Origin of the sequence: Streptomyces sp. NPDC001714, from assembly GCF_042892755.1 — a bacterium.
In the GTDB taxonomy this organism is placed as follows: Bacteria; Actinomycetota; Actinomycetes; order Streptomycetales; family Streptomycetaceae; genus Streptomyces.
Genome location: NZ_JBIAUL010000013.1, coordinates 331,869 through 355,317 on the forward strand (window position 1 = coordinate 331,869; position 23,449 = coordinate 355,317).

The window sequence follows — 23,449 nt, forward strand, 5'->3', positions numbered from 1 at the left end:
CGCCGTTTGTTGACGTACATGTGTACCCCCGGCCGGCGGGGGTCGAGCTGGGGGAGGCCATGCGCTTTCGCGGGAAGTCGATCCGCCGGAAGATCGTGGCGCTGCTTCTCGTGCCGCTGGTGTCCCTGACGGCCGTCTGGGGCTTCGCGGCCGTGCTCACGGGACGCGAGGTCACCCACCTCTTCCAGGTGTCTGCGATCGTCGAGGACCTCGGCTACCCCACCGAGGACGCGGTCCGCGCTCTCCAGCAGGAGCGCCGGCAGACCCTGGTCTATCTCGCCGACCCGCGCGCCTCCGACGCACTCACCGCCCTGAACCGCACGCGCGCCGCCACCGACGGGGCCGTGGCCGCACTCCGCAAGCACGCCGGGGAACAGCACGTACGCGACGGCCTGGACACCGACGACAGCGATCGCCTCACCGCGGAACTCGACGGCTTCGACGGCCTCGCCCCCTTGCGCCGCAGCGTGGAGCAGGGCACCGTCGACCGTGCCCAGGCCCTCGGTCTCTACAACGCCGTCGTCGACCCCTGCTACGCGCTGCTCGGTTCCCTCGACGGGATCGACGACGTCGAGATGGACAAGCAGGCCCGGGCCCTCGTCAACATCACCCGCGCCCGGGAGCTCGTCTCCCGCGAGGACGCCCTGCTCGGCTCCGCCCTGGTGGTCGGGAAGGTCTCCCGCGAGGAGACCCGCGAGATCTCCGACCTCATCGCCCAGCGCACCCTCCTGTACGACATCAGCCTCCCGCTGCTGCCGTCCGGCGAACGCGACCGCTTCGACCGCTTCTGGAGGAGCGCCACCACCGCCCCGCTGCTGACCGCCGAGAAGTCCGTCCTCGCCGCCGGGTCCGGCATACCGAACGATGTCGGCGCCAAGAGCTGGGACACCACCGCGGGCAATGTGCTCGATGAACTGCGCACCCTCGACGACCAGGTCGGCGACCGCGTCCAGGACCGAGTTCGGCCCGTCTCCATAACCGTGATCGCCCAGGCGGCGGTCGTCGGCGTCCTCGGTCTGGTCGCCGTGCTGTTCTCGCTGGTCGTGTCCGTCCGCGTCGGCCGCAGCCTCATCCGCGACCTGCGGTCGCTCGGCCAGGAGGCGCACGAGGCGTCCGGGATCCGGCTGCCGAGCGTGATGCGCCGGCTGTCCGCGGGCGAACAGGTCGACGTGGAGACCGAGGTCCCGCGCCTGGAGTACGACAAGAACGAGATCGGCGAGGTCGGCCAGGCCCTCAACACCCTGCAGCGCGCCGCCGTGGAGGCCGCCGTCAAGCAGGCCGAGCTGCGCGCCGGCGTCTCCGAGGTCTTCGTCAACCTCGCCCGCCGCAGCCAGGTCCTGCTGCACAAGCAGCTCACCCTGCTCGACACCATGGAGCGCAGGACCGAGGACACCGACGAACTCGCCGACCTCTTCCGCCTCGACCACCTCACCACCCGTATGCGCCGGCACGCCGAGGGCCTGGTCATCCTCTCCGGCGCCGCGCCCTCGCGGCAGTGGCGCCGGCCCGTCCAGCTGATGGACGTGGTGCGCGCCGCCGTGGCCGAGGTCGAGGACTACGAGCGCATCGAGGTCCGCAGGCTGCCCCGCGTCGCCGTCACCGGCCCCGCCGTCGCCGACCTCACCCACCTCGTGGCCGAACTCCTCGAGAACGCCACGGTGTTCTCGCCGCCGCACACCGCCGTACAGGTCCTCGGCGAACGCGTCGCCAACGGCTTCACCCTGGAGATCCACGACCGGGGTCTCGGCATGGCGGCCGAGGCACTCCTGGACGCCAACCTGCGGCTCGCCGAGACGCCCGAGTTCGAACTCTCCGACACCGACCGGCTCGGCCTGTTCGTGGTCAGCCGCCTCGCCCAGCGCCAGAACGTCCGCGTCTCGCTCCAGCCGTCCCCCTACGGCGGCACCACCGCCGTCGTCTTCATCCCGGACGTACTGCTGACCGATGACGTCCCCGACACCAACGGCGTCGGCTTCCGCCTCGACCGCAGCCGCCCCGCCGGCCGGCCCGAACCCGAGGAGAACCGCGCCGCCTCGCTCGCCCAGGTGCCGGGACAGCGGCCCGGGCTGCCGGCCGGGCTGCTGGACGGCCCGGTCGAGCTGGAGGCACCCGTCGACCTGGACGCGCTGGACGACTTCCCGGGCGCCCTCACCGAGGACGACAGCGAGCGCGGCGGCCTGTTCCGCCCACGCCGCTCCGTCGCCCGCGCCGACGACGCCACCACGCCCGCCGTGACCGAACTCCATCAGCCCGCCCGCGAGACCGCCGACGGCTTCGGCGACGAGCAGCCAGGCGGCCCCGTGCCACTGCCCGAACGGCGTACGCCCAAGCTGGTCAGCTCGCACGGCAAGCCGGTCATCGAGCAGCGCTCCCGCCGCGTCGGCCCGGACGAGCGGGATCCGGCCGACCAGGGCCGCCCCGAACCGGGCGGACTCGCCCCGCTGCCCTCCCGCCGCCGCACCGACCCGTCCTCGCACCGCGCCATCGGCTCGGCCGACCGCGTCGAGGAACGCCCGGCGCCCGCGCCCGGGGCCTCCGGCGGCCCGGAGGAACCCTCCGGACCCCCCGCCCTGCCCCGGCGCACCCGCCACGCCGCGACCACCCCCGGCAGCGGCACCGACGACTCCGTCCCGTCCCTCGGCAGCACACCCCCGGAGGCCGCGTCCGGCACCCGGCCGCTGCCGAAGCGGGTACGGCAGGCCAACCTGGCCCCACAGCTGCGACAGGGACCCGCATCATCCGCCGCGCGTGAGCCGGAACCCGTCGAGCGCGACGCCGACGAGGTCCGCAGCCGCATGGGCTCGCTCCAGCGAGGCTGGCAGCGCGGCCGTGCGGAGAACGCCGAGGGCGACGGCTCCCGGGACAGCACAGCACAAGGAACGACTAAGGGGGACGGTCGATGACCGATCCGAAGGCGACCGGCCACACGGCGACGAACAAGGGCGAGCTGAACTGGCTGCTGGACGACCTCGTGGACCGGGTCGCCAGCATCCGCAAGGCCGTCGTGCTCTCCGGCGACGGCCTGCCCACCGGTGTCTCCAAGGAGCTCACCAGAGAGGACAGCGAGCACCTGGCCGCCGTGGCCTCCGGCTTCCACAGCCTCGCCAAGGGCGTGGGCCGCCACTTCGAGGCCGGCAGCGTCCGGCAGACCGTCGTCGAGCTCGACGACGCCTTCCTGTTCGTCACCGCCGCCGGCGACGGCAGCTGCCTCGCCGTCCTGTCCGACGCCGACTCCGACGTCGGCCAGGTCGCGTACGAGATGACGCTCCTGGTCAAGAGGGTCGGCGTACATCTGGGGTCCGTTCCGCGCACCGATCTGCCCTCGGGCGGGTAGTGGGATGACATGAGCGGAGACGGTCAGGGAAGAAGTCACTGGTTCGACGACGAGGCCGGACCGGTCGTTCGTCCCTACGCCATGACACGGGGCCGCACCACCAGTGCGGCCCAGCACCGGCTGGACCTGATCGCGGTGGTCGTCACGGAGCCCGACGTGGACGACCCGGACGGCGACCGGACGCTGTCCCCGGAGCACGTGGACATCGTCGAGCTCTGCCGCGACGCCCCGCAGTCGGTCGCCGAGCTGGCTTCGGAACTCGACCTCCCCATCGGAGTGGTCCGGGTCCTCATCGGCGACCTCGTCGCCGGGGAACTCGTCCACGTCAACCGGCCGGTACCCCCGGCCGAGCTGGTGGACGAGAGTATTCTGCGCGACGTGATCAACGGCCTCCGGGCGCTGTGACCGGCGCGGAAGCGGAGTAGTGACGTGACAGGCTGGCAGTTCTGGGTCGACCGTGGCGGTACGTTCACCGACGTCGTCGCGCGGCGCCCGGACGGCCGGCTGCTCACCCACAAACTGCTCTCCGACAATCCCGCACGGTACGCGGACGCGGCTGTGGCCGCCGTCGGCGAGCTCCTCGAAGAATCCGGCGACCCCGGCGCCTCCGTCGACGCCGTCCGTATGGGCACCACGGTCGCAACCAACGCCCTTCTCGAACGCGAGGGCGAGCGCACCCTCCTCGTCATCACCCGCGGCTTCCGTGACGCCCTGCGCATCGCCTACCAGAACCGCCCCCGCATCTTCGCCCGCCGTATCGACCTGCCCGAGCTGCTCTACGAACGGGTCGTCGAGGCCGACGAGCGCGTCGCCGCCGACGGCACCGTCCTGCGCGCACCCGACCTGGACGCCCTGGCGGGCCCGCTCCAGGAGGCGTACGACGACGGGATCCGCGCCGTCGCCGTCGTCTGTATGCACAGCCACCTGTACCCCGCCCACGAGCAGGCGATCGGCGAGCTGGCCGCCCGCACCGGCTTCCCGCAGATCTCGCTGTCCAGCGAGGTCAGCCCGCTGATGAAGCTCGTCCCGCGCGGCGACACCGCCGTCGTCGACGCCTACCTGTCGCCCGTGCTGCGCCGCTACGTCCGCCATGTCGCCGACGAACTCGAAGGCGTGCGGTTGATGTTCATGCAGTCCAACGGCGGGCTCGCCGAGGCCGGCCAGTTCCGCGGCAAGGACGCCGTGCTCTCCGGTCCGGCCGGCGGGATCGTCGGCATGGCCCGGATGTCGCAGCTCGCGGGCTTCGAGCGGGTCATCGGCTTCGACATGGGCGGCACCTCCACCGACGTCTCCCACTTCGCGGGCGGCTACGAACGGGTCTTCACCACACAGATCGCGGGTGTCCGGCTGCGCGCCCCCATGCTGGACATCCACACCGTCGCCGCGGGCGGCGGCTCGGTGCTGCACTTCGACGGCTCCCGCTACCGCGTCGGCCCGGACTCGGCCGGCGCCGACCCCGGCCCGGCCTGCTACCGGGGCGGCGGCCCGCTGGCCGTCACCGACGCCAACGTCATGCTCGGCCGGATCCAGCCGGCCCACTTCCCCCAGGTCTTCGGGCCGGACGGGGACCAGCCGCTGGACGCCGGCCTGGTCCGCGACCGCTTCACCGAGCTCGCGCGAGACATCCGCGAACGGACCGGCGACGACCGCACCCCCGAGCAGGTCGCCGAGGGCTACCTGAGCATCGCCGTGGCCAACATCGCCAACGCCGTGAAGCGGATCTCCGTCCAGAAGGGCCACGACGTCACCCGCTACGCCCTCACCACCTTCGGCGGGGCCGGCGGGCAGCACGCGTGCATGGTCGCCGACTCGCTCGGTATCCGCACCGTCCTGGTGCCGCCCATGGCCGGGGTCCTGTCCGCGCTCGGTATCGGGCTCGCCGACACCACCGCCATGCGCGAACAGTCCGTCGAGGCCCCTCTGGAACCCGCCGCCATGCCCGGTATCCGCAAGACCGCCGACGACCTGGAGGCCGCGGCCCGCGCCGAACTCCTCGCCGAGGACGTCCCGGAGGACCGCGTCGAAGTCACCCGCCGCGCCCAGCTCCGCTACGACGGCACCGACACCACCCTCACCGTCGAACTCACCGAGCCCGACGCGATGAAACACGCCTTCGAAGAACGTCATCGCGCCACGTACTCCTTCACGCTCGACCGCCCGGTCGTCGTCGAAGCGCTCTCCGTGGAAGCCACCGGCATCACTCAACCCCCCGATCTCTCCGCCCTCGCCCCTTACGAGGGCACTCCCGCCGCCCCGGAGACCGTCCGGCTCCACACCGGCGGCGCCTGGCGCGACGTACCCCTCCACCGCCGCGAGGACCTGCCCCCCGGCGACCCCGTCACCGGCCCGGCGATCATCACCGAGGCCAGCGCCACGACCGTCGTCGACGACGGCTGGCGGGCCGCGGCGACCGACGACGGGCATCTGGTCATGGAACGCGCGACGGTCACGCAGAGTTCCGACCTAGACACGAAAGCCGACCCGGTTCTGCTTGAGGTCTTCAACAACCTCTTCATGTCGATCGCCGAACAGATGGGCGCCCGCCTGGAGTCGACGGCCCAGTCCGTCAACATCAAGGAGCGTCTGGACTTCTCCTGCGCGCTGTTCGACCCGGACGGGAACCTGGTGGCCAACGCCCCGCACATCCCCGTCCACCTGGGCTCCATGGGCACCAGCGTCAAAGAGGTCATCCGCCGCCGCGGCACCTCGATGCGCCCCGGCGACACCTACGCCGTCAACGACCCCTACCACGGCGGCACCCACCTGCCCGACGTCACGGTCATCACGCCGGTCTTCGACACCGACCGCCCGGCGGACACGGACGGTGACACCGGCCGGGCTCCGGAGATCCTCTTCTACGTCGCCTCCCGCGGGCACCACGCCGAGATCGGCGGCATCGCGCCGGGCTCGATGCCGGCGAACAGCCGCACCATCGAGGAGGAGGGTGTCCTCTTCGACAACTGGCTCCTCGCCGAGAACGGCCGGTTCCGGGAGACCGAGACGCACCGGCTGCTGGCCGGGGCCCGCTACCCCTCCCGGAACATCCCCACCAACCTCGCCGACCTGCGCGCCCAGATCGCCGCCAACCGCAAGGGCGTCGACGAAGTCGGCCGGATGATCGAGGAGTTCGGCCTCGACGTCGTCCAGGCCTACATGCGGCACGTCCAGGACAACGCCGAGGAAGCGGTCCGCCGGGTCGTCGACGCCCTCGACGACGGCGCGTACGCCTACGAGACCGACTCCGGCGCGGTCATCCGGGTACGCGTGCGCGTGGACCGCGACAACCGGCGCGCGACCATCGACTTCAGCGGTACCTCGGCCCAGCTCGCCACCAACTTCAACGCCCCGTTCGCCGTCGTCAACGCGGCCGTGCTGTACGTCTTCCGCACCCTCGTCGCCGACGACATCCCGCTGAACGACGGCTGCCTGCGCCCCCTCGACATCGTCGTGCCGCCCGGTTCGATGCTCGCCCCCGAGCCGCCGGCCGCCGTCGTCGCGGGCAACGTCGAGACCTCCCAGGCCATCACCGGCGCCCTCTACGCGGCGCTCGGCGTCCAGGCGGAGGGCTCCGGGACCATGAACAACGTCACCTTCGGCAACGAACGCCACCAGTACTACGAGACCGTCGCCTCCGGATCCGGAGCCGGTGACGGCTTCCGCGGCGCGAGCGTCGTACAGACCCACATGACCAACTCCCGGCTCACCGACCCGGAAGTCCTGGAGTGGCGGCTGCCCGTCCGCCTCGACGAGTTCGCCGTGCGAGCGGGCAGCGGCGGCGTGGGCCGCTGGCCCGGCGGGGACGGCGCGGTCCGCCGCGTCCGCTTCCTCGAACCCATGACCGTCTCCACCCTCTCCCAGCACCGCCGCGTGCCGCCGTACGGCATGGCCGGCGGCGGACCCGGCGCACTCGGCGCCAACCGGGTGGAGCGGGCCGACGGCACGGTCACCGAACTCGGCGGCAGCGATGCCGCGGACGTCGGCCCGGACGACGTACTCGTCATCGAAACCCCGGGTGGCGGCGGATACGGACGCCCCTCGCCCGGCACCCGACCCCATCCAGCAGGACCCCATCAAGCAGGAGAAGAAATCGATGATCTTCGGGCGATCTGAGCGCGGCAAGCCCCCGGTCGAGCCCGTCACGCTCAAGATCCTCGTGGCCGGCGGCTTCGGCGTGGGCAAGACGACCCTGGTCGGCGCGGTCAGCGAGATCCGGCCGTTGCGCACCGAGGAACTGCTCACCGAGGCCGGGCGACCGGTCGACGACACCTCCGGCGTCGAGGGCAAGCACACCACCACCGTCGCCATGGACTTCGGCCGCATCACCCTGCGCGAGGACCTGGTGCTGTACCTGTTCGGCACTCCCGGGCAGGAACGGTTCTGGTTCATGTGGGACGAACTCGCCGAAGGCGCGCTGGGAGCCGTCGTGCTCGCGGACACGCGCCGCCTGGAGGACTGCTTCGCCGCCGTCGACTACTTCGAGCGGCGTTCCATACCCTTCCTCGTCGGCGTCAACTGCTTCGCGGACGCAGCCCGTTACCCGGTGGAGTCGGTGCGCCAGGCCCTCGACCTCGACCCTGACGTACCGGTCGTGCTCTGCGACGCCCGGGACCGCGAGTCGGTCAAGGAGGTGCTCATCGGAGTAGTACGGCACGCGATGGCGTACACGGCGGGCCACCGGCCGGCCGTCACCACCTGAGGGACGGCGGCACGGCCCGCACCCCCGCCGACCGGGGTACGGGCCGTGGTCCCCGGGGGGTTACTCGCCGTCCTCCAGCCAGCCGAAGCTCTTCTCCACCGCCTTGCGCCAGTTCGCGTACTCCCGTTCGCGTATCGACGCCGCCATGGTGGGCGTCCACTCGACGTCCTTCTGCCAGTGCGACCTGAGCTCGTCCAGGTCGTTCCACACGCCGGTGGCCAGGCCGGCCGCGTAGGCGGCGCCCAGGCAGGTCGTCTCGGAGACCCGGGGCCGGATCACCGGTACCCCGAGGACGTCGGCCTGGTGCTGCATCAGGAGGTTGTTCGCGGTCATGCCGCCGTCCACTTTCAGGGTGGTGATCGGCACCCCGGAGTCCTGGTACATCGCGTCCACGACCTCCCGTGTCTGCCAGCTCGTCGCCTCCAGCACCGCGCGGGCGAGGTGCGCCTTGGTGACGTACCGGGTCAGCCCGGTGACGACCCCGCGCGCGTCGGAGCGCCAGTAGGGCGCGAACAGGCCGGAGAAGGCGGGCACGATGTAGGCGCCGCCGTTGTCGTCGACACTCGCCGCCAGCGTCTCGATCTCGTCGGCGGTGCGGATGATGCCGAGCTGGTCGCGGAACCACTGGACGAGCGCGCCCGTTATGGCGATCGAACCCTCCAGGCAGTACACCGGCGCCTCGGTGCCGATCCGGTACCCCATCGTCGTCAGCAGCCCGCTCTTGGACGGCACCGGCCGGTTGCCGGTGTTGAGCAGCAGGAAGCTGCCCGTCCCGTACGTGTTCTTCGCCGTGCCCACGTCGTAGCAGGCCTGCCCGAAGACCGCCGCCTGCTGGTCGCCCAGCGCGGACGCCACCGGCACCCCGGCGAGCTGGCCGACCGCGGTGCCGTACACCTCGGCGGACGACCTGATCTCGGGCAGGACCGCCTCGGGGACGTTCATCGCGGCGAGGATGGCGGGGTCCCACTGGAGGGTCTCCAGGTTCATCAGCATGGTGCGCCCGGCGTTGGTGACGTCGGTGACGTGCCGGCCGCCGTCGGTGCCGCCGGTGAGGTTCCAGATGAGCCAGGAGTCGATGGTCCCGAAGGCGATCTCGCCGCGCTCGGCCCGGTCCCGCAGCCCGGGCACGTTGTCCAGCAGCCAGGTCGCCTTGGGCCCGGAGAAGTAGCTGGCCAGGGGCAGGCCGGTCTGCTCGCGGAAGCGGTCCTGGCCGTCGCTGCCGCCGAGTTCGTGGCAGAGGGCAGCGGTGCGGGTGTCCTGCCAGACGATTGCGTTGTGCACGGGCTTGCCGGTCGCGCGGTCCCACAGGACGGTCGTCTCGCGCTGGTTGGTGATGCCCAGCGCGCTCAGCTGGTCGGGGCGCAGCCCCGCGTTGGCGAGCGCCCCGGCCACCACGGCCTGCACCTTGGACCAGATCTCGGTGGCGTCGTGCTCCACCCAGCCCGGCTTGGGGAAGATCTGGCGGTGCTCGCGCTGGTCGACGGCGACGATCGCGCCGCCGTGGTCGAAGATGATGCAGCGGCTCGACGTGGTGCCCTGGTCGATTGCGGCGACGTACTTCTCGGCGGTGTCCGTCATGGCTACCCCTTGGTCGCTGGGTCGGAAGGCTGCGTGGATGGGAGGGCCGCGTCGGGTCGGGAGGTCGTGTCGGCTCGGAGGACCGCGCCGACCGGGACGGCCGCGCCGAGTCAGAAGGCCACGTTGTAGATGAGGCCCGCGAGCGCCCCGCCGATCAGGGGGCCGGCGACCGGGATCCAGGCGTAACCCCAGTCCGAGGTGCCCTTGTTGGGGATCGGCAGGAAGGAGTGCACGATCCGGGGGCCGAGGTCGCGCGTCGGGTTGATGGCGTAGCCGGTGGGGCCGCCGAGCGACAGCCCGATGCCGACGACGAGCAGGGAGACGATGAGCACGGTGGTGCCGGACTCGCCGAGCCCCTTGGTCAGTCCGAACGCGAGGATCGGCAGGACCAGCGCGATCGTGGCGATGATCTCGGTGATCAGATTGGCTACCGGGTTCCGGATCTCCGGGATGGTGGAGAAGATGCCGAGCGTCGGCGTCGGCTCCTCTCCCGACTCCTCGTCGCGCACGTTGGCCTGGAACTGGGCCAGGTAGACCAGGTATGTCAGCACCGCCCCCAGCATCGCGCCGACGAACTGCCCGAGCAGATACACCCAGACCTTGCCCCACACGCCGGTGTCGACGGCGATGCCGATGGTGACCGCGGGGTTCAGCTGCCCGCCGGAGAGGGGAGCGGCGGTGTAGGCGCCGGCGAGGACGCCGAATCCCCAGCCGAACGCGATCACCACCCACCCCGCGGCCCGGGCCTTGGAGTGTCTGAGGGTGACCGCGGCGCAGACACCGGCTCCGAACAGGATCAGGATGGCGGTGCCGATGACTTCGCCGACGAAGATGTCTCCGTTGCTCATGGCGGCTCCTAGGGCGCTGGCCGGGGGAGCGACCCCGGCGCATTGAGCAGGAACGGTTCCCTTGGCGACGTCAGCCGAAGGCAGGGAAAGTCCCGCGCCCCGCCCGGCGTCCATGACGAGCGTGCCGTAGCGGCCGAATCGCCCATGGGGAAAGAGCCTCGAGACAGGAGCGGCCCATGGCGCAGTGCCTGAATACGCCGAGAATGTACGGCGATGTCGACCGACACCGGAAGTTTTCACCGGCACTCAGAAGGCGTCAAGGTCGGCGACGGCAACGATGACAGCCGACCCGCCGGAAAGGGGCTGTCACGGCTCCACCGCCGCGTACCCGGCCTGGGCCGGGTAGGCGCCCGAGCCGCGCCGGATCTCGTGCCCGGGCAGTCCTGCCCGCCCCAGCACCCAACTCGCCCCGTACAGCGCCTTGGCGGCCTTCTTGAGCGGCGCGAGACAGGCGGCCGCCTGCCGGTGGTCGGCCACACTGCCGGGACCGCACACGACGGTGGCCAGGGACAGCGTGACGGCACGCCCGCCCGCGGACCAGGGCGCGTCGAGCAGGGCGGCCACCTGGTCCAGTCCCGTCTCGTCGGCGAGCACCAGGAAGTCGTCCCCGCCGATGTGCCCCACGCGCGCGTGCCCGGCGGCGGCCTCCTGCAGCGCCCGTCCCACCGAACGGATCAGCTCGTCGCCCGCGGCGAACCCGGCACCGTCGTTCACCTGTTTGAAGTGGTCGATGTCCAGCCAGCTCAGGGCGAAGACCCGCCCGGCCGCGATCCACCGGTCCACCTCGCCCGTGATCGTGTCCGAACCGGGCAGCCGCGTCAGCGGGTTGAGCCCGGCCGCCTCCTCGACCCGGGTCTCGGCGAGCGCCCGTACGAGGTCGGCGAGGCGGACGACGCCCACGCAGCGCCCGAACCGGTCGACGACCGTCACATCGTCCGAGGTGCGGTCCGGGCCGCCGACGGCCACCACGTCCAGCACCTCCCAGGCGGTCGCGTCGACGCCGACCGTGCGCGGTGCGTCGCCCAGCTTGAAAGCCGGGCGGTCCGCGTACAGGGCGTGCCCGTAGCGGCCGGACATCGACAGCAGGAACCGGGAGCGGTGCACCGAGCGGACGGGGGCGCCGGTCTGGTCCACCAAGAGCACGCCGGAGACGTCCGGGGAGCCGGTCAGCAGCGCCCGCACCTGCAACGCGGACGCGGTGACCGGCAGGAGTGCGGCGGGCCGGATGAAGTCGCGCACGGACGGCCCGGAGCGCGGTGGCGGTACGGCGGCGGGGGAGGGCGGCGGAACGTATACCTCCGCGACCGGGATCCGGGCCGGGGGCGCGAACAGCTCGCCCTGCGCCAGCTGCGCCCCGGCCGACAGCGCGGCCGCGTGCTGGAGTTCGGTCTCCACGCCCTCGACGGCCACCAGGGCGCCGAGTTCCTCGCACAGGGTCCGCATCGCCCGCACCGCGGCCGGCCGGGCGAGCAGCGAGGCGTCGAGCTTGATCAGATCGGGGGAGAGGTCGGTGAGCAGCCGCAGCGGCACGTCCCCGTCCCCGATGCCGTCCGCGCTGATCCGGAAGCCCTGGCCGCGCAGCACCGCCACGGCCTCCAGCAGGGCCCGCTGCGGCACGTGCGTGTACGGCGGGACGATGTCCAGGGTGACTTCCCAGGGCATCCGGCCGGCCTCGCGGACGGCCTCGGGCAGTGGTCCGATGCCGCCCAGGTCGGCGAGGGTGGCCGCGAAGACGTTGATGTGCAGCGGTAGCAGCGTCTCTTGGCGGGCCGCCGCGCGGAGGGCCAACACCGCCAGCTTGCCGTCGAGTTCGGGATTCCGGCGGGCTTCGGCGAGGATGTCACCGGTCTCGGGGCGGGCGAGGATCTCCAGTGCGGCGATCCCGCCGGTCGTCAGATTGACCACCGGCTGGAAGGCGAAACGGAGAGCATCCGTCCAGGTGCGCACGGGAGCATGATGACGCCACCGGCGCACGCCCATGGGCAGTTCATGAGACGTTCACGCACCATTTCGGGGTGATCACGCAGGGTATGGGCCTTCGCTGTCACGCCCGTCCCGTCAGCGGACCGCTATCACGGACGAGCCGTGCCCGAACAGCCCCTGATTGGCCGTGATCCCCACACGCGCGTGCGCCACCTGCCGGTCGCCCGCCGCGTCCCGCAACTGCCAGGTCAGCTCGCAGACCTGGGCGATCGCCTGGGCCGGTACCGCCTCCCCGAAGGACGCCAGCCCCCCGCTGGCGTTGACCGGTATCCGGCCGCCCGGGGCCGTCGCACCCTCGCGCAGCAGCTTCGCCGCCTCGCCCTCGGCGCACAGCCCCAGATCCTCGTACCACTGCAACTCCAGCGCGGTGGACAGGTCGTACACCTCGGCGAGGGACAGTTCCTCGGGGCCGATGCCCGCCTCCTCGTAGGCGGCCCGCGCGATCGACGCCCGGAAGGGCTCCGTCGGCGGCTCCACCGCCGCCGCGGAGTCCGTGGCGATGTCCGGCAGGTCCAGCACCGTGCTCGGGTAGCGGGGCGTGACCGTGGACACCGCGCGGATCCGCACCGGTCGCGCCGCCCCGTGCCGGTGCGCGAACTCCAGGCTGGACAGGACCAGCGCGGCCCCGCCGTCGGAGGTGGCACAGATGTCCAGCAGCCGCAGCGGATCGGCGACCACCTGGGAGGCGGCGACCTCCTCGGCGGTGACCCGCTTGCGGTAGCGGGCGTACGGATTGAGCGCCCCCAGAGCTGCGTTCTTCACCTTGACCAGCGCGAAGTCCTCGGGGGTTTCCCCGAACACCGCCATGCGGCGGCGCGCGTACAGCCCGAAGTAGGTCGGATTCGTCGCCCCCAGCAGCCGGAAGCGCAGCCAGTCGGGATCGTCGGGCCGGTCTCCTCCGGCGGGCCGGAAGAAGCCCTTGGGGGCCGCGTCCGCGCCCACCACGAGCACCACGTCCGCGAGGCCCGCCAGGATCTGTGCCCGCGCCGCGGCGACCGCCTGGGCCCCGGACGCGCACGCCGCGTACACGCTCGCGACCCGCGCCCCCTGCCAGCCCAGCGCCTTCGCGAAGGTGGCGCCCGCCACGTAGCCGGGATATCCGCCACGCACCGTGTCCGCGCCCACGATCGAGCCGATGTCCCGCCATTCCAGTCCGGCGTCCGCGAGGGCCGCGCGGGCCGCCGCCGTCCCGTACTCGACGAAGCTCCGCCCCCACTTGCCCCAGGGGTGCATGCCCACGCCGAGCACCGCCACGTCCGCCGTCATGCCGTCACCTCCGTCGGCCGCCAGTGCCAGGTCGTCCAGGTCGTCTCCGCTTCCTCGCTGAGAACTCCGGGGACGGCCTCGACCTCCATGCCCACCGCCAGATCGGCGACGGTGATCCCGGGAACCGCCTGTCCCAGCACCACGATCCGCTCGGATTCCAGCTCCACAGCGATCAACGCGTACGGCTCCCACGGAAGTTCCGGGTCGCTCACATAGGGTGACGGGGGGCGGTACCTGCTGTCGGTGTACGACCAGATCCTCCCGCGCCGGGAGAGCGGGACCTCCTCCAGGTCGCCGCCCGCGCAGCCGGGATTGCGGCAGCGGACGTCCTCGCGCGGGAAGAAGAGCGAGGCACAGGCCGCGCAGCGGGTCCCCAGCAGCCGGAATCCGTCCCCCTCGCCGCTGAACCAGCCGTCGACCGCCGGCGTGCGTGTACGCGACAAAGCTCCTCCAGGACAACGGATCTGACGGAACGTCAGAAGTGTGCCACGCGCCGCCGCGATTGGGCAGGCCGCGTCGGCGCTCGCCGCGGGTCCCCCGGCTCCGGTTCCGGGGTCGTCAGATGTCGCTTCACTTCCGGAAGGAGACGTTCCCCTGACCGTAAGACGTCGATCTCCTGATCGGATAAAGTCCGCGCGTGTCCGAAAATCAGCACCTCATTGCCAACTCCGCTCCGGGCTCGCACTGTTCGAGCTGCGGAGCGGCCTACGGAGAGGGAATCTCCGGCTGGCCCCGCACCTGCCCGGCCTGCGGCCACGTCGCCTACCGCAACCCGCTGCCTGTGGCGATCGCCCTCCAGCCCGTCTACGACACGAAGGGCACCGCCCTGGTCGTCATCACCCGCACCGTGGCCCCCGCGCGCGGCGGCACCGCGCTGCCCGGGGGCTACGTCGACGACCGCGAGGACTGGCGGCACGCCGTCGTCCGCGAACTCAAGGAGGAGACGGGCATCGACGCGGCCGCCCGCGACGTACGGCTCGTCGACGCCATGAGCTCACCCGACGGGCACCTGCTGCTGTTCGGCCTCCTCCCGGAACGCCCCGCCGAAGGCCTCCCGCCGTCGGGCGCGACGGACGAGACGGAGGGCTGGCACCTGCTGCGCCGCCCCGAGGAACTCGCCTTCCCCCTGCACAGCGTGGCCGTACGCGCGTGGTTCGAGGGCCGCTACTGAGCCCTCCGGCTCATCCCAGCCCCCTGACCCGGACGGGCTGGGACGGCTCGCTCGCGCCGGTCTCGTCGTCGCGGGCGACCACCACCTGCCGGCCCACCCAGCGGGCGACGTAACGCTCGATCTCCGGCTCCTCCCAGCCGTCGCCCGCGTCCGGCACGACCAGCCCGCCCCCCGTCCGCCCCCGGGCCGGCGCCCACACCTCCAGCCGCGTCCCGCCGTCCTCGTCCCGCACGGGCAGGACGGCACCCGCGCGCGCCAGGACCGGGATCCGCGACAGCGGGGCATCGACGAGCACCTGCCCAGGACCGTCGTACGCCTGCTCGGTCGCCGTGTCGTACCAGCGCCCGCGGGGCAGCTGCACCGCACGCCGGTCGGCACCCGGATCCAGCACCGGAGCCACCAGCAGGGCGTCGCCCAGCAGGAACGTGTCCTCGCAGTCGCGCAGCGCCCGGTCCTCCGGCGCACCCCACCACACCGGCCGCACGTACGGCGCACCGGTCCGCCGGGCCAGCTGCGCCAGCGTCATGAAGTACGGCAGCAGACGCCGCCGTTCGAGCAGCGCCACGCGCGCGTGGTCAAGCACCTCGGGCCCGAACTCCCACGGCTCCCGGCGTCCCGCCCGCATGCTCGCGTGCGTACGGAACAGCGGCAGGTACGCGCCCAGCTGGAACCAGCGCAGAAACAGCTCCGGCGACGGACTCCCGTCGTAACCGCCCACGTCGGGCCCCGAGTACGGCACCCCGCACAGCCCGAGCCCCAGCACCAGCGACAGGGACGCACGCAGCCCCGGCCAGCCGGTGGCGATGTCACCGGACCACGTGCCGCCGTAGCGCTGCATACCGGCCCAGCCCGAGCGGGAGAACAGGAACGGCCGCTCCTCGGGCGCGAGTCCGCGCAGGCCCTCGTAGGCCGCCCGCGCCATGCAGAGCGCGTAGACGTTGTGCGCTTCCCGGTGGTCGCCGCCGCGGCCCTCCAGGGCGTGCCGCGCCGCGCGCGGCAGCGTCGACTCGCCGAAGGCGCTGAAGGACGTCGGCTCGTTCATGTCGTGCCAGAACCCGGCGAAGCCCAGCGCGAGCCGCTCCTCGTACAGCCCGCCCCACCACGCGCGCACGCGCGCGTCCGTGAAGTCGGGGAAGACCGTCTCCCCGGGCCACACCACCCCCTCCACCGTCCGCCCCGAAGGATCACGGACGAAGGCGTCGACCGCCGTCCCGCTGTCGTGGACCGCGTTGCCCTGCTCGGCCTTGACCGCCGGGTCGACGATCGACACCAGCCGGATCCCGTCCCGCCGCAACTCCTCCGCCAGCGTCGGCAGCTTCGGGAAGTGCTCGTGATCGACCGTGAACACCTGGTGGGCGTCGTAGTGGTCGATGTCCAGATGGACGGCGTCCAGCGGCAGACCGCGCTCCTGGTAACCGGCGACGATCCGCCGCACCTCCTGCTCGCTGCCGAACCCCCAGCGCGCGTGGTGATGGCCCAGCGCCCACGCCGGCGGCAGCGCGGGCGCGCCGGTGAGCGCGGCCCACGTGTGCAGCACGCGCGCGGGGGTGCCCACCATCACCCAGCAGCGCAGCGGACCGCCGTCCATCCGCAGCTCGCAGCGCCCGGTCCGGTCGTGTCCGGAACCGGCGCCCTCCTCGCCCTCCCGGAGCGTCACCGTCCCGTCCCAGGAACTGTCGTGGAACACCAGATGCGCCGCGGCGTCCGCCACCACCAGCTGGACCGGCATGGTGATGTACAGCGGATCGTCACCGGGGACGAAGGCACGGCCGGGATCGGTGTTCCACAGCCGGTACGTGCCGTCCCGCAGCCGGGGCCCCGAGGCACGCCCGCCCAGCCCGAAGAACCGCGCGTCCGCGGCCACCTCCGACCGCTGCACCCAGCGCGCCGCACCCCCGCCCACCGGCTCCCACCACCGCGGCGGCTGATCCCGCCGCAGCATCACACCACCGGGCGTGCACACCTCCACCGCGCCGTGCCGCGAGACGCTGACCGTCACCCGCTCCGCCACCACCCGCCAGCCGCCGTTCGTGTCCGGTTCGAGGACCGCCCGCGGATCCGGCTCCGGACAGCGCCCCGCGAGCGCGTACGACGGCTCGGGACCGGCCCCGTCCCAGCCCCAGAAGACGGCTCCGTTCACGGCGACCGTGATCCGCAGCTCGGACCGGCTGAACCGGATCACACCACCGCCCGGCCCCGGCTCCGCGTCCTGCACCGGCCCCGGCACCCGGGCCCGCTCCGCGCCCCGCGCGGGCAGCCCGGCGGCATCGATCCGCCTCCTGCGCCACGCGGCCCGTACGGTACGCAACCCCTGAGCCGCCTTCCTCGAACCGACCACTCTTACCGAACGCACCAGGTCACGACCGTCCATGCTGCTCACCCTGCCACTCTGCGCTCCACACGCGCGTGCCGTTCAACTGCCGTTCACCCGTGCCAGGACCACATCTTCACGACACGGACTATGTGGAGCGCACCCTGGTGTAGAAGTCGATCACATGGCATCGTCCCTGTCAGCCGCGTCACGCGCACACCCCAGCCCGTGCGCGTCCCACGCACACAAAGCGCAGCAGCCCGGGAGCCGCCCCATGTCGACCGCGAACCCCCAGCCGCTCTGGCGGCCCGATCCGCAGCGGATCGCCCAGGCACGCATGACCAGGTTCCAGTCCTGGGCGGCAGAACACCACGGAGCCCCCGCCGACGGCGGGTACCCGGCCCTGCACCGCTGGTCCGTAGACCACCTGGACACCTTCTGGAAAGCCGTCACGGACTACTTCGACGTGCGGTTCTCGACGCCCTACGCGCGCGTGCTCGGCGACCGAGCCATGCCCGGTACCGAGTGGTTCCCCGGCGCGCGGCTGAACTACGCCGAGCACGCCCTGCGCGCCGCCGCCACCCGCGCGGACGAACCCGCCCTCCTGTATGTCGACGAGACCCACGAACCCCGCCCGGTCACCTGGGCGGAGCTGCGCCGCCAGGTGGGCTCCCTGGCCGCCGAACTGCGCGCCCTCGACGTCCGCCCCGGCGACCGCGTCAGCGGCTACCTCCCGAACGTCCCGCAGGCCGTGGTCGCCCTGCTCGCCACCGCAGCCGTGGGCGCCGTGTGGACCTCCTGCGCCCCCGACTTCGGCGCCCGTAGCGTCCTGGACCGCTTCCAGCAGGTCGAACCCGTCGTCCTGTTCACCGTCGACGGCTACCGCTACGGAGGCAAGGAACACGACCGGCGCGAGATCGTCGCCGAACTGCGCCGTGAACTGCCCACCCTGCGCGCCGTCGTCCACATCCCGTTGCTCGGCACCGCGGCCCCCGAGGGCGCCCTGGAGTGGTCGGCCCTCACCTCCGCCGACACCGAGCCCGAGTTCGAACAGGTCCCCTTCGACCACCCGCTCTGGGTGCTCTACTCCTCCGGCACCACCGGGCTGCCCAAGGCCATCGTCCAGTCCCAGGGCGGCATCCTGGTCGAGCACCTCAAACAGCTCGGCCTGCACTGCGACCTGGGCCCAGAGGACCGTTTCTTCTGGTACACCTCGACCGGCTGGATGATGTGGAACTTCCTCGTCTCCGGCCTCCTCACGGGCACCACGATCGTCCTGTACGACGGCAGCCCCGGCTACCCCGACACCGGCGCCCAGTGGCGCGTCGCCGAACGCACCGGAACCACCCTCTACGGCACGTCCGCCGCCTACGTGATGGCCTGCCGCAAGGCCGGCGTGCATCCCTCCCGGGACTACGACCTCTCGCACGTGAAGTGCGTCGCCACCACCGGTTCCCCGCTGCCCCCCGACGGCTTCCGCTGGCTGCACGACGAGGTCCGCGACGACCTCTGGATCGCCTCCGTGAGCGGCGGCACCGACGTGTGCTCCTGCTTCGCGGGCGCCGTGCCCACGCTCCCCGTGTACACCGGCGAACTACAGGCGCCCGGCCTCGGCACCGACCTCCAGGCCTGGGACCCGGCCGGCCGTCCCGTCATCGACGAAGTGGGCGAACTGGTCGTCACCAACCCCATGCCGTCGATGCCGATCCGCTTCTGGAACGACCCCGACGGCAGCCGCTACCACGAGAGCTACTTCGACACCTACCCCGGCGTATGGCGCCACGGCGACTGGATCACCGTCACCGCACGCGGCTCGGTGATCATCCACGGCCGCTCCGACTCCACGCTCAACCGCCAGGGCGTGCGGATGGGCTCGGCGGACATCTACGAGGTCGTCGAGCGCCTCCCCGAGATCAGGGAGTCTCTGGTCATCGGCATCGAGCAGCCCGACGGCGGCTACTGGATGCCCCTCTTCGTCCACCTGGCACCGGGCGCGGTCCTCGACGAGGCCCTGCTGAACCGCATCAAGCAGGCCATCCGCGAACAGCTCTCGCCCCGGCACGTCCCCGACGAGGTCATCGAGGTCCCCGGCGTCCCGCACACCCTCACCGGAAAGCGCATCGAGGTCCCGGTCAAGCGCCTTCTCCAGGGGGCGCCGCTGGAGAAGGCCGTCAACCCGGGCTCCATCGACAACCTCGACCTGCTGAGCTACTTCGAGGACCTCGCCCGCAAGCGCGCCTGATCGCCCCCCGGGGCACGCTCACCCCCCCCGCAGGTGGCCTCGGACTCGCCCAGGACGGCGGTGAAGTCCGAGGCGAGCCGCGCCGGCCGGCTCCAGCCCGGCGATCGTGATCCGCACCCCCGCCCCGGCCGACAACCGGAAGCGCCCCCGCCGCCACCCAGCGTCGCCGGGCCGCGACTCCACGGACAGCAGCCGGCCGATCAGATCCAGTGCCCCGTGCGCGAACGTCACGTGCTCCACCGGCACGTCGTCCGCGGTCATCGCCACCGGACCGCTCGGCTGGACCGCGTTCGGCACGGTCATCGCTCTGACCTGCGCAATCCAGCACCGTCTGGCCCGTGACCGGCTTCCGCACCCGTCATTGTCAGTGGTGCCGGTTACTGTGAGTGAGCATTGATCGACCGCTCTCAGGGGGAACCATGGCGCACACCGACCACCGGACCATGCGACGCGTCCTGCGCCGCGAGATCGCCGGCACCATCGGCCTGCTCACCGACGAACACGACTTCCGCGCCATGCGGCGCTACCGCAGCTTCACCTTCGACGACCACCTCACCTACCTCCGCCAGATCGAAGCCCTCCTCAGGAGCCGTGCCGCCGAAGGCACCCACACCACACTCGCCCTCTTCGACCCGGAGGAATACGCCGAGTTCTGCACAGCCACCGGCCTCGACCCGGACAACCCGGCCAGCCGCACCCGCTTCACCGCCGAACTCGCGGCCACCGGCGCCACCGTCCCGTACGACGGCCGACCCCTCGACGCCCTCGTCCCCGCCCTCGTCGACGAAGCGGTACGACAGGCCACCTGGGAGTACGCCAGCACCCTCCTCGCCCGCCTCGGCCCCTGCCCCACCTGCGGCGAGGACGTCGGACGCGCCGCCTTCACCCGTGCCTCCCACCTGCTGACCCGCATCCTCGACACCGCTCCGGCCGGCAACCGGCACCTCGTGTGCAGCGTCTCCGGACCACCCGAAACCCTCGTCACCGTCCTGCACGCCGACCAGAACAGCGAAGGCACCACCCACCTCGACGAGGCCGAAGCCCTCGAATTCACCAGCGTCCTCGCCCTCGGCCTCGCCACCAACAGCCCCGGCGGACTCGTCATGCGCACCAGCGCCCCCGGCATCCCCGACCGCGTCTACGGCTGGCGGCTGCGCGGCAACAACCTCGGGCCCCTCACCGCCGGCGAGGTCTTCGACGCGTACTGCACCGACGTCGAATCCGGAGACCTCATCCCACCGGAATCGGACGTCGACTACTGTGCGCCGCCCGACCTCGGCGACCAGGCGACGACATCGGGCCACCACCACTGAAACGACCAGGGGCGCCCCACCCACCGGTGGTGCGCCCCTGGAAGGACAGCCGATCACGGCCGTGGCCGACTACCTACTCGCCGGACAGCACCGCCTGAGCCGCCGCACGGGCCTCGTCCGCACTGTCGGTGGCACGCGCGGCCGCCGCGGCCCGCTCGCACTGGGCCAGCGTGTACTTGGCCAGCATCGCCCGGACATAAGGAATCGACGCCGCACCCATGGAGAGGGAGGTGACACCCAGCCCCGTCAGCACACAGGCCAGCAGCGGATCCGAGGCGGCCTCACCGCACACACCACAGCTCTTGCCCTCGGCCCGCGCCGCCTCCGCCGACAGCGCGACCAGGTCGAGCAGAGCCGGCTGCCACGGATCCTGCAGCCGGGACACCGCACCGACCTGACGGTCCGCGGCGAACGTGTACTGCGCCAGGTCGTTCGTCCCCAGCGACAGGAACTCGACCTCCTGGAGGACCGAGCGCGCCCGCAGCGCCGCCGACGGAATCTCCACCATCGCGCCGAACTTGGCCCGCAGCCCCGCCGACCGGCAGGCGTCCGCGAACGCCTTCGCATCGGCTCGGTCCGCCACCATCGGCGCCATGACCTCAAGGTGGACGGGCAGCCCCTCGGCCGCCTTCGCCAACGCCGTCAGCTGGGTGCGCAGCACCTCGGGGTGGTCGAGCAGCGTCCGCAGACCGCGCACGCCCAGCGCCGGGTTGGGCTCGTCCCCCGGCGTCAGGAAGTCCAGGGGCTTGTCCGCACCCGCGTCAAGGACCCGCACGACGACCCGGCCCTCCGGGAACGCCTCCAGCACCTGACGGTAGGCCTCGACCTGCTTCTCCTCGGAAGGAGCGCTCTTGCTGTCGTCCAGGAACAGGAACTCGGTACGGAACAGACCGACGCCCTCGGCACCCGCCTCCACGGCGGCCGGCACGTCCGCCGGGCCGCCCACGTTGGCCAGCAACGGCACCTTGTGCCCGTCCGCGGTCGCGCCCGGCCCGGTCGACGCGGCCAGCGCCGCCTTCCGCTCGGCGGCCGCCGCCGTCAGCGCCGCCTTCTTCTCCGCACTCGGGTTCACGAAGATGTCGCCGGTGCTGCCGTCGACGGCGACCACGGTGCCCTCGGCGAGTTCCCCGGCACCCGGCAGCGCCACCACGGCCGGCACACCGAGCGCCCGCGCCAGGATCGCGCTGTGGCTCGTCGGGCCGCCCTCCTCGGTCACGAAACCGAGCACCAGAGTCGGGTCGAGCAGGGCCGTGTCCGCCGGCGCCAGATCCCGCGCCACCAGCACGTACGGCTCGTCACTGTCCGGGACACCCGGCATCGGAACGCCCAGCAGCCGGGCGACGATACGATTCCGCACATCGTCCAGGTCGGCCACCCGGCCGGCGAGGTACTCGCCCGCTCCGGCCAGCAGCTCACGGTACGCGGCGAAGGCGTCGTAGACGGCACGCTCGGCGGTGCTGCCCACCGCGATACGGCGATCCACGTCGGACATCAGCTCGGGGTCCTGCGCCATCATGGCCTGCGCCTCGAGCACCGCCTGGGCCTCGCCGCCCGCCAGATTGCCGCGCGCCATCAGGTCGGCGGCCACGGCGTCCACGGCCTGACGGGCACGCCCCTGCTCCCGCTCCGACTCTTCCGCGGGAATCTGCTTGGCAGGCGGCTCCAGGACCGCCGTTCCCATGTGCCGAACCTCGCCGATCGCCACACCGTGGCTCACGCCGACGCCTCGCAGCGTTGTCTCCATCTCACCCGTCTCCGATAGTGCGGCGGGTCCCGCCGCCGCGGTGGTTGTCGTGGTCGCCGCCGTTCCTTCGAGGGCACGGTGGCGGGGTTGTGGGTCCGGGACGAGTCAGCTCCAGGAGAAGAGGACGTCGCCGGCCTTCACGTCCCCGGTCTCATTGACGTCGGAGAGCGAGGCGGCCGTGGCCTCCAGGGCCACGACGGGGCAGACCGGAGACTTGCCGGCGGCCTCGACCTCGGCCGGGTTCCAGCGCACCACGGCCTGGCCACGGGTCACGGTGTCGCCCTTGTTGACGAGGAGCTCGAAGCCCTGTCCGTTGAGCTGCACGGTGTCGATACCGAGGTGGGTGAGTACTCCGTGGCCGTCTCCGTCGACCACGACGAACGCGTGCGGGTGCAGAGAGACGACGACTCCGTCCACCGGCGACACGACCTCGGAGGGCTCACGCGCGGGGTCGATGGCGGTACCCGGGCCGACCATGGCCCCGGCGAAGACCGGATCCGGCACTGCGGCCAGTCCGACGGCGCGTCCGGCGAGCGGGGACGTCACGGTGGTCATGGGAAGCCTCCCAGGAGTGGAGCTGCTTACGGGCCGTCACTGCCTGTTCCGGACGGCACTGAGCAGCAGCGTATGTCATATGAAGTGGCGGTTCCGCATGGAAGCTACCAGGTAGTGGTCTAGACCACCAGCCTATTCGATTTGCACGGCCTTCGGGGCTCCGTGTACAGTCGTACTCCTGCCTGGGGCCAAGGCGGTGCGATAAAGCATCGCTACTCGGCAGCAACCAAACTTGTCAGATCCTAACTTGGGATCACTTTCCGCATGCCTGCGGGAGGGTGGTCAGAGGGACGGAAAAACACTGATAGAGTTTGAAACACCGAAGGGAAGCCCGGAGGAAAGCCCGAGAGGGTGAGTACAAAGGAAGCGACCGTTCCTTGAGAACTCAACAGCGTGCCAAAAGTCAAC

General features: G+C 72.0%; 17 protein-coding genes. 8 read left to right on the forward strand and 9 right to left on the reverse strand.

The genetic code is table 11. From position 1 onward, the window contains the following. Window positions 1-59 precede the first annotated feature (59 nt). The 5 genes from ACFY0P_RS31945 to ACFY0P_RS31965 are packed head-to-tail and all read left to right on the forward strand — an operon-like array spanning window position 60 to window position 8,030. Window positions 60-2,903, forward strand: a complete 2,844-nt coding sequence (locus tag ACFY0P_RS31945) for a nitrate- and nitrite sensing domain-containing protein (protein WP_388920793.1) — start codon at window positions 60-62, stop codon at window positions 2,901-2,903. Next, complete coding sequence (locus tag ACFY0P_RS31950) at window positions 2,900-3,334, forward strand: roadblock/LC7 domain-containing protein (protein ID WP_388920796.1); 435 nt, start codon at window positions 2,900-2,902, stop codon at window positions 3,332-3,334. Before ACFY0P_RS31945 ends, ACFY0P_RS31950 begins: the two co-directional genes overlap by 4 nt. 9 nt (window positions 3,335-3,343) lie before the next feature. Then, the gene (locus ACFY0P_RS31955) at window positions 3,344-3,739 is read left to right on the forward strand and encodes a DUF742 domain-containing protein (RefSeq protein WP_388920799.1); all 396 of its coding nucleotides are present in this window, start codon (window positions 3,344-3,346) and stop codon (window positions 3,737-3,739) included. A 24-nt stretch (window positions 3,740-3,763) separates the two neighbouring features. After that, window positions 3,764-7,444: a hydantoinase B/oxoprolinase family protein gene (locus tag ACFY0P_RS31960; RefSeq protein WP_388920802.1), complete on the forward strand. Its 3,681-nt coding sequence runs from the start codon at window positions 3,764-3,766 to the stop codon at window positions 7,442-7,444. Beyond that, the gene (locus ACFY0P_RS31965) at window positions 7,425-8,030 is read left to right on the forward strand and encodes an ATP/GTP-binding protein (RefSeq protein WP_388920804.1); all 606 of its coding nucleotides are present in this window, start codon (window positions 7,425-7,427) and stop codon (window positions 8,028-8,030) included. The genes ACFY0P_RS31960 and ACFY0P_RS31965 overlap by 20 nt, the downstream gene beginning before the upstream one ends. Window positions 8,031-8,090: 60 nt before the next feature. Here the strand turns inward: ACFY0P_RS31965 and glpK are convergent, their stop codons facing one another. From glpK to ACFY0P_RS31990, 5 genes are all read right to left on the reverse strand, one after another. Beyond that, window positions 8,091-9,608, reverse strand: coding sequence for a glycerol kinase GlpK (glpK, locus tag ACFY0P_RS31970; protein WP_388920806.1), 1,518 nt, complete (start codon window positions 9,606-9,608; stop codon window positions 8,091-8,093). A 110-nt stretch (window positions 9,609-9,718) separates the two neighbouring features. Continuing rightward, entirely contained in the window at window positions 9,719-10,456 is a 738-nt protein-coding gene (locus ACFY0P_RS31975; RefSeq protein WP_388920808.1) for an MIP/aquaporin family protein, read from the reverse strand. Window positions 10,457-10,762: 306 nt separating this feature from the next. Next, window positions 10,763-12,403 carry a GGDEF domain-containing protein gene (locus tag ACFY0P_RS31980; RefSeq protein WP_388920810.1) on the reverse strand — a complete coding sequence of 547 codons (1,641 nt, stop codon included), beginning with the start codon at window positions 12,401-12,403 and terminating at the stop codon, window positions 10,763-10,765. A gap of 111 nt (window positions 12,404-12,514) precedes the next feature. Beyond that, on the reverse strand, window positions 12,515-13,705 hold the full coding sequence (locus tag ACFY0P_RS31985; RefSeq protein WP_388920812.1) for a lipid-transfer protein: 1,191 nt from the start codon (window positions 13,703-13,705) through the stop codon (window positions 12,515-12,517). Beyond that, window positions 13,702-14,148, reverse strand: coding sequence for a Zn-ribbon domain-containing OB-fold protein (locus ACFY0P_RS31990; protein WP_388920815.1), 447 nt, complete (start codon window positions 14,146-14,148; stop codon window positions 13,702-13,704). Before ACFY0P_RS31990 ends, ACFY0P_RS31985 begins: the two co-directional genes overlap by 4 nt. A 194-nt stretch (window positions 14,149-14,342) precedes the next feature. On the opposite strand from ACFY0P_RS31990, the gene ACFY0P_RS31995 reads away from it, so the two are divergent. After that, complete coding sequence (locus ACFY0P_RS31995) at window positions 14,343-14,876, forward strand: NUDIX domain-containing protein (RefSeq protein WP_388920818.1); 534 nt, start codon at window positions 14,343-14,345, stop codon at window positions 14,874-14,876. Between the two features lie 10 nt (window positions 14,877-14,886). Here ACFY0P_RS31995 and ACFY0P_RS32000 read toward each other — a convergent pair whose 3' ends face one another. Then, the gene (locus ACFY0P_RS32000) at window positions 14,887-17,247 is read right to left on the reverse strand and encodes a glycoside hydrolase family 31 protein (protein ID WP_388920821.1); all 2,361 of its coding nucleotides are present in this window, start codon (window positions 17,245-17,247) and stop codon (window positions 14,887-14,889) included. Between the two features lie 214 nt (window positions 17,248-17,461). On the opposite strand from ACFY0P_RS32000, the gene ACFY0P_RS32005 reads away from it, so the two are divergent. After that, window positions 17,462-19,429 carry an acetoacetate--CoA ligase gene (locus ACFY0P_RS32005; protein WP_388920824.1) on the forward strand — a complete coding sequence of 656 codons (1,968 nt, stop codon included), beginning with the start codon at window positions 17,462-17,464 and terminating at the stop codon, window positions 19,427-19,429. A gap of 18 nt (window positions 19,430-19,447) precedes the next feature. Here the strand turns inward: ACFY0P_RS32005 and ACFY0P_RS32010 are convergent, their stop codons facing one another. Beyond that, window positions 19,448-19,732: a hypothetical protein gene (locus ACFY0P_RS32010; RefSeq protein WP_388920827.1), complete on the reverse strand. Its 285-nt coding sequence runs from the start codon at window positions 19,730-19,732 to the stop codon at window positions 19,448-19,450. A gap of 116 nt (window positions 19,733-19,848) precedes the next feature. Between ACFY0P_RS32010 and ACFY0P_RS32015 the strand changes: the two genes are divergently transcribed. After that, window positions 19,849-20,742 carry a hypothetical protein gene (locus ACFY0P_RS32015; RefSeq protein ID WP_388920830.1) on the forward strand — a complete coding sequence of 298 codons (894 nt, stop codon included), beginning with the start codon at window positions 19,849-19,851 and terminating at the stop codon, window positions 20,740-20,742. Between the two features lie 73 nt (window positions 20,743-20,815). Here the strand turns inward: ACFY0P_RS32015 and ptsP are convergent, their stop codons facing one another. Continuing rightward, window positions 20,816-22,486 (reverse strand): phosphoenolpyruvate--protein phosphotransferase, encoded by a 1,671-nt coding sequence (gene ptsP, locus ACFY0P_RS32020; protein WP_388920834.1) that lies wholly within the window; start codon window positions 22,484-22,486, stop codon window positions 20,816-20,818. A 105-nt stretch (window positions 22,487-22,591) separates the two neighbouring features. Continuing rightward, entirely contained in the window at window positions 22,592-23,041 is a 450-nt protein-coding gene (locus ACFY0P_RS32025; RefSeq protein WP_388920836.1) for a PTS glucose transporter subunit IIA, read from the reverse strand. Between the last annotated feature and the right edge of the window lie 408 nt (window positions 23,042-23,449).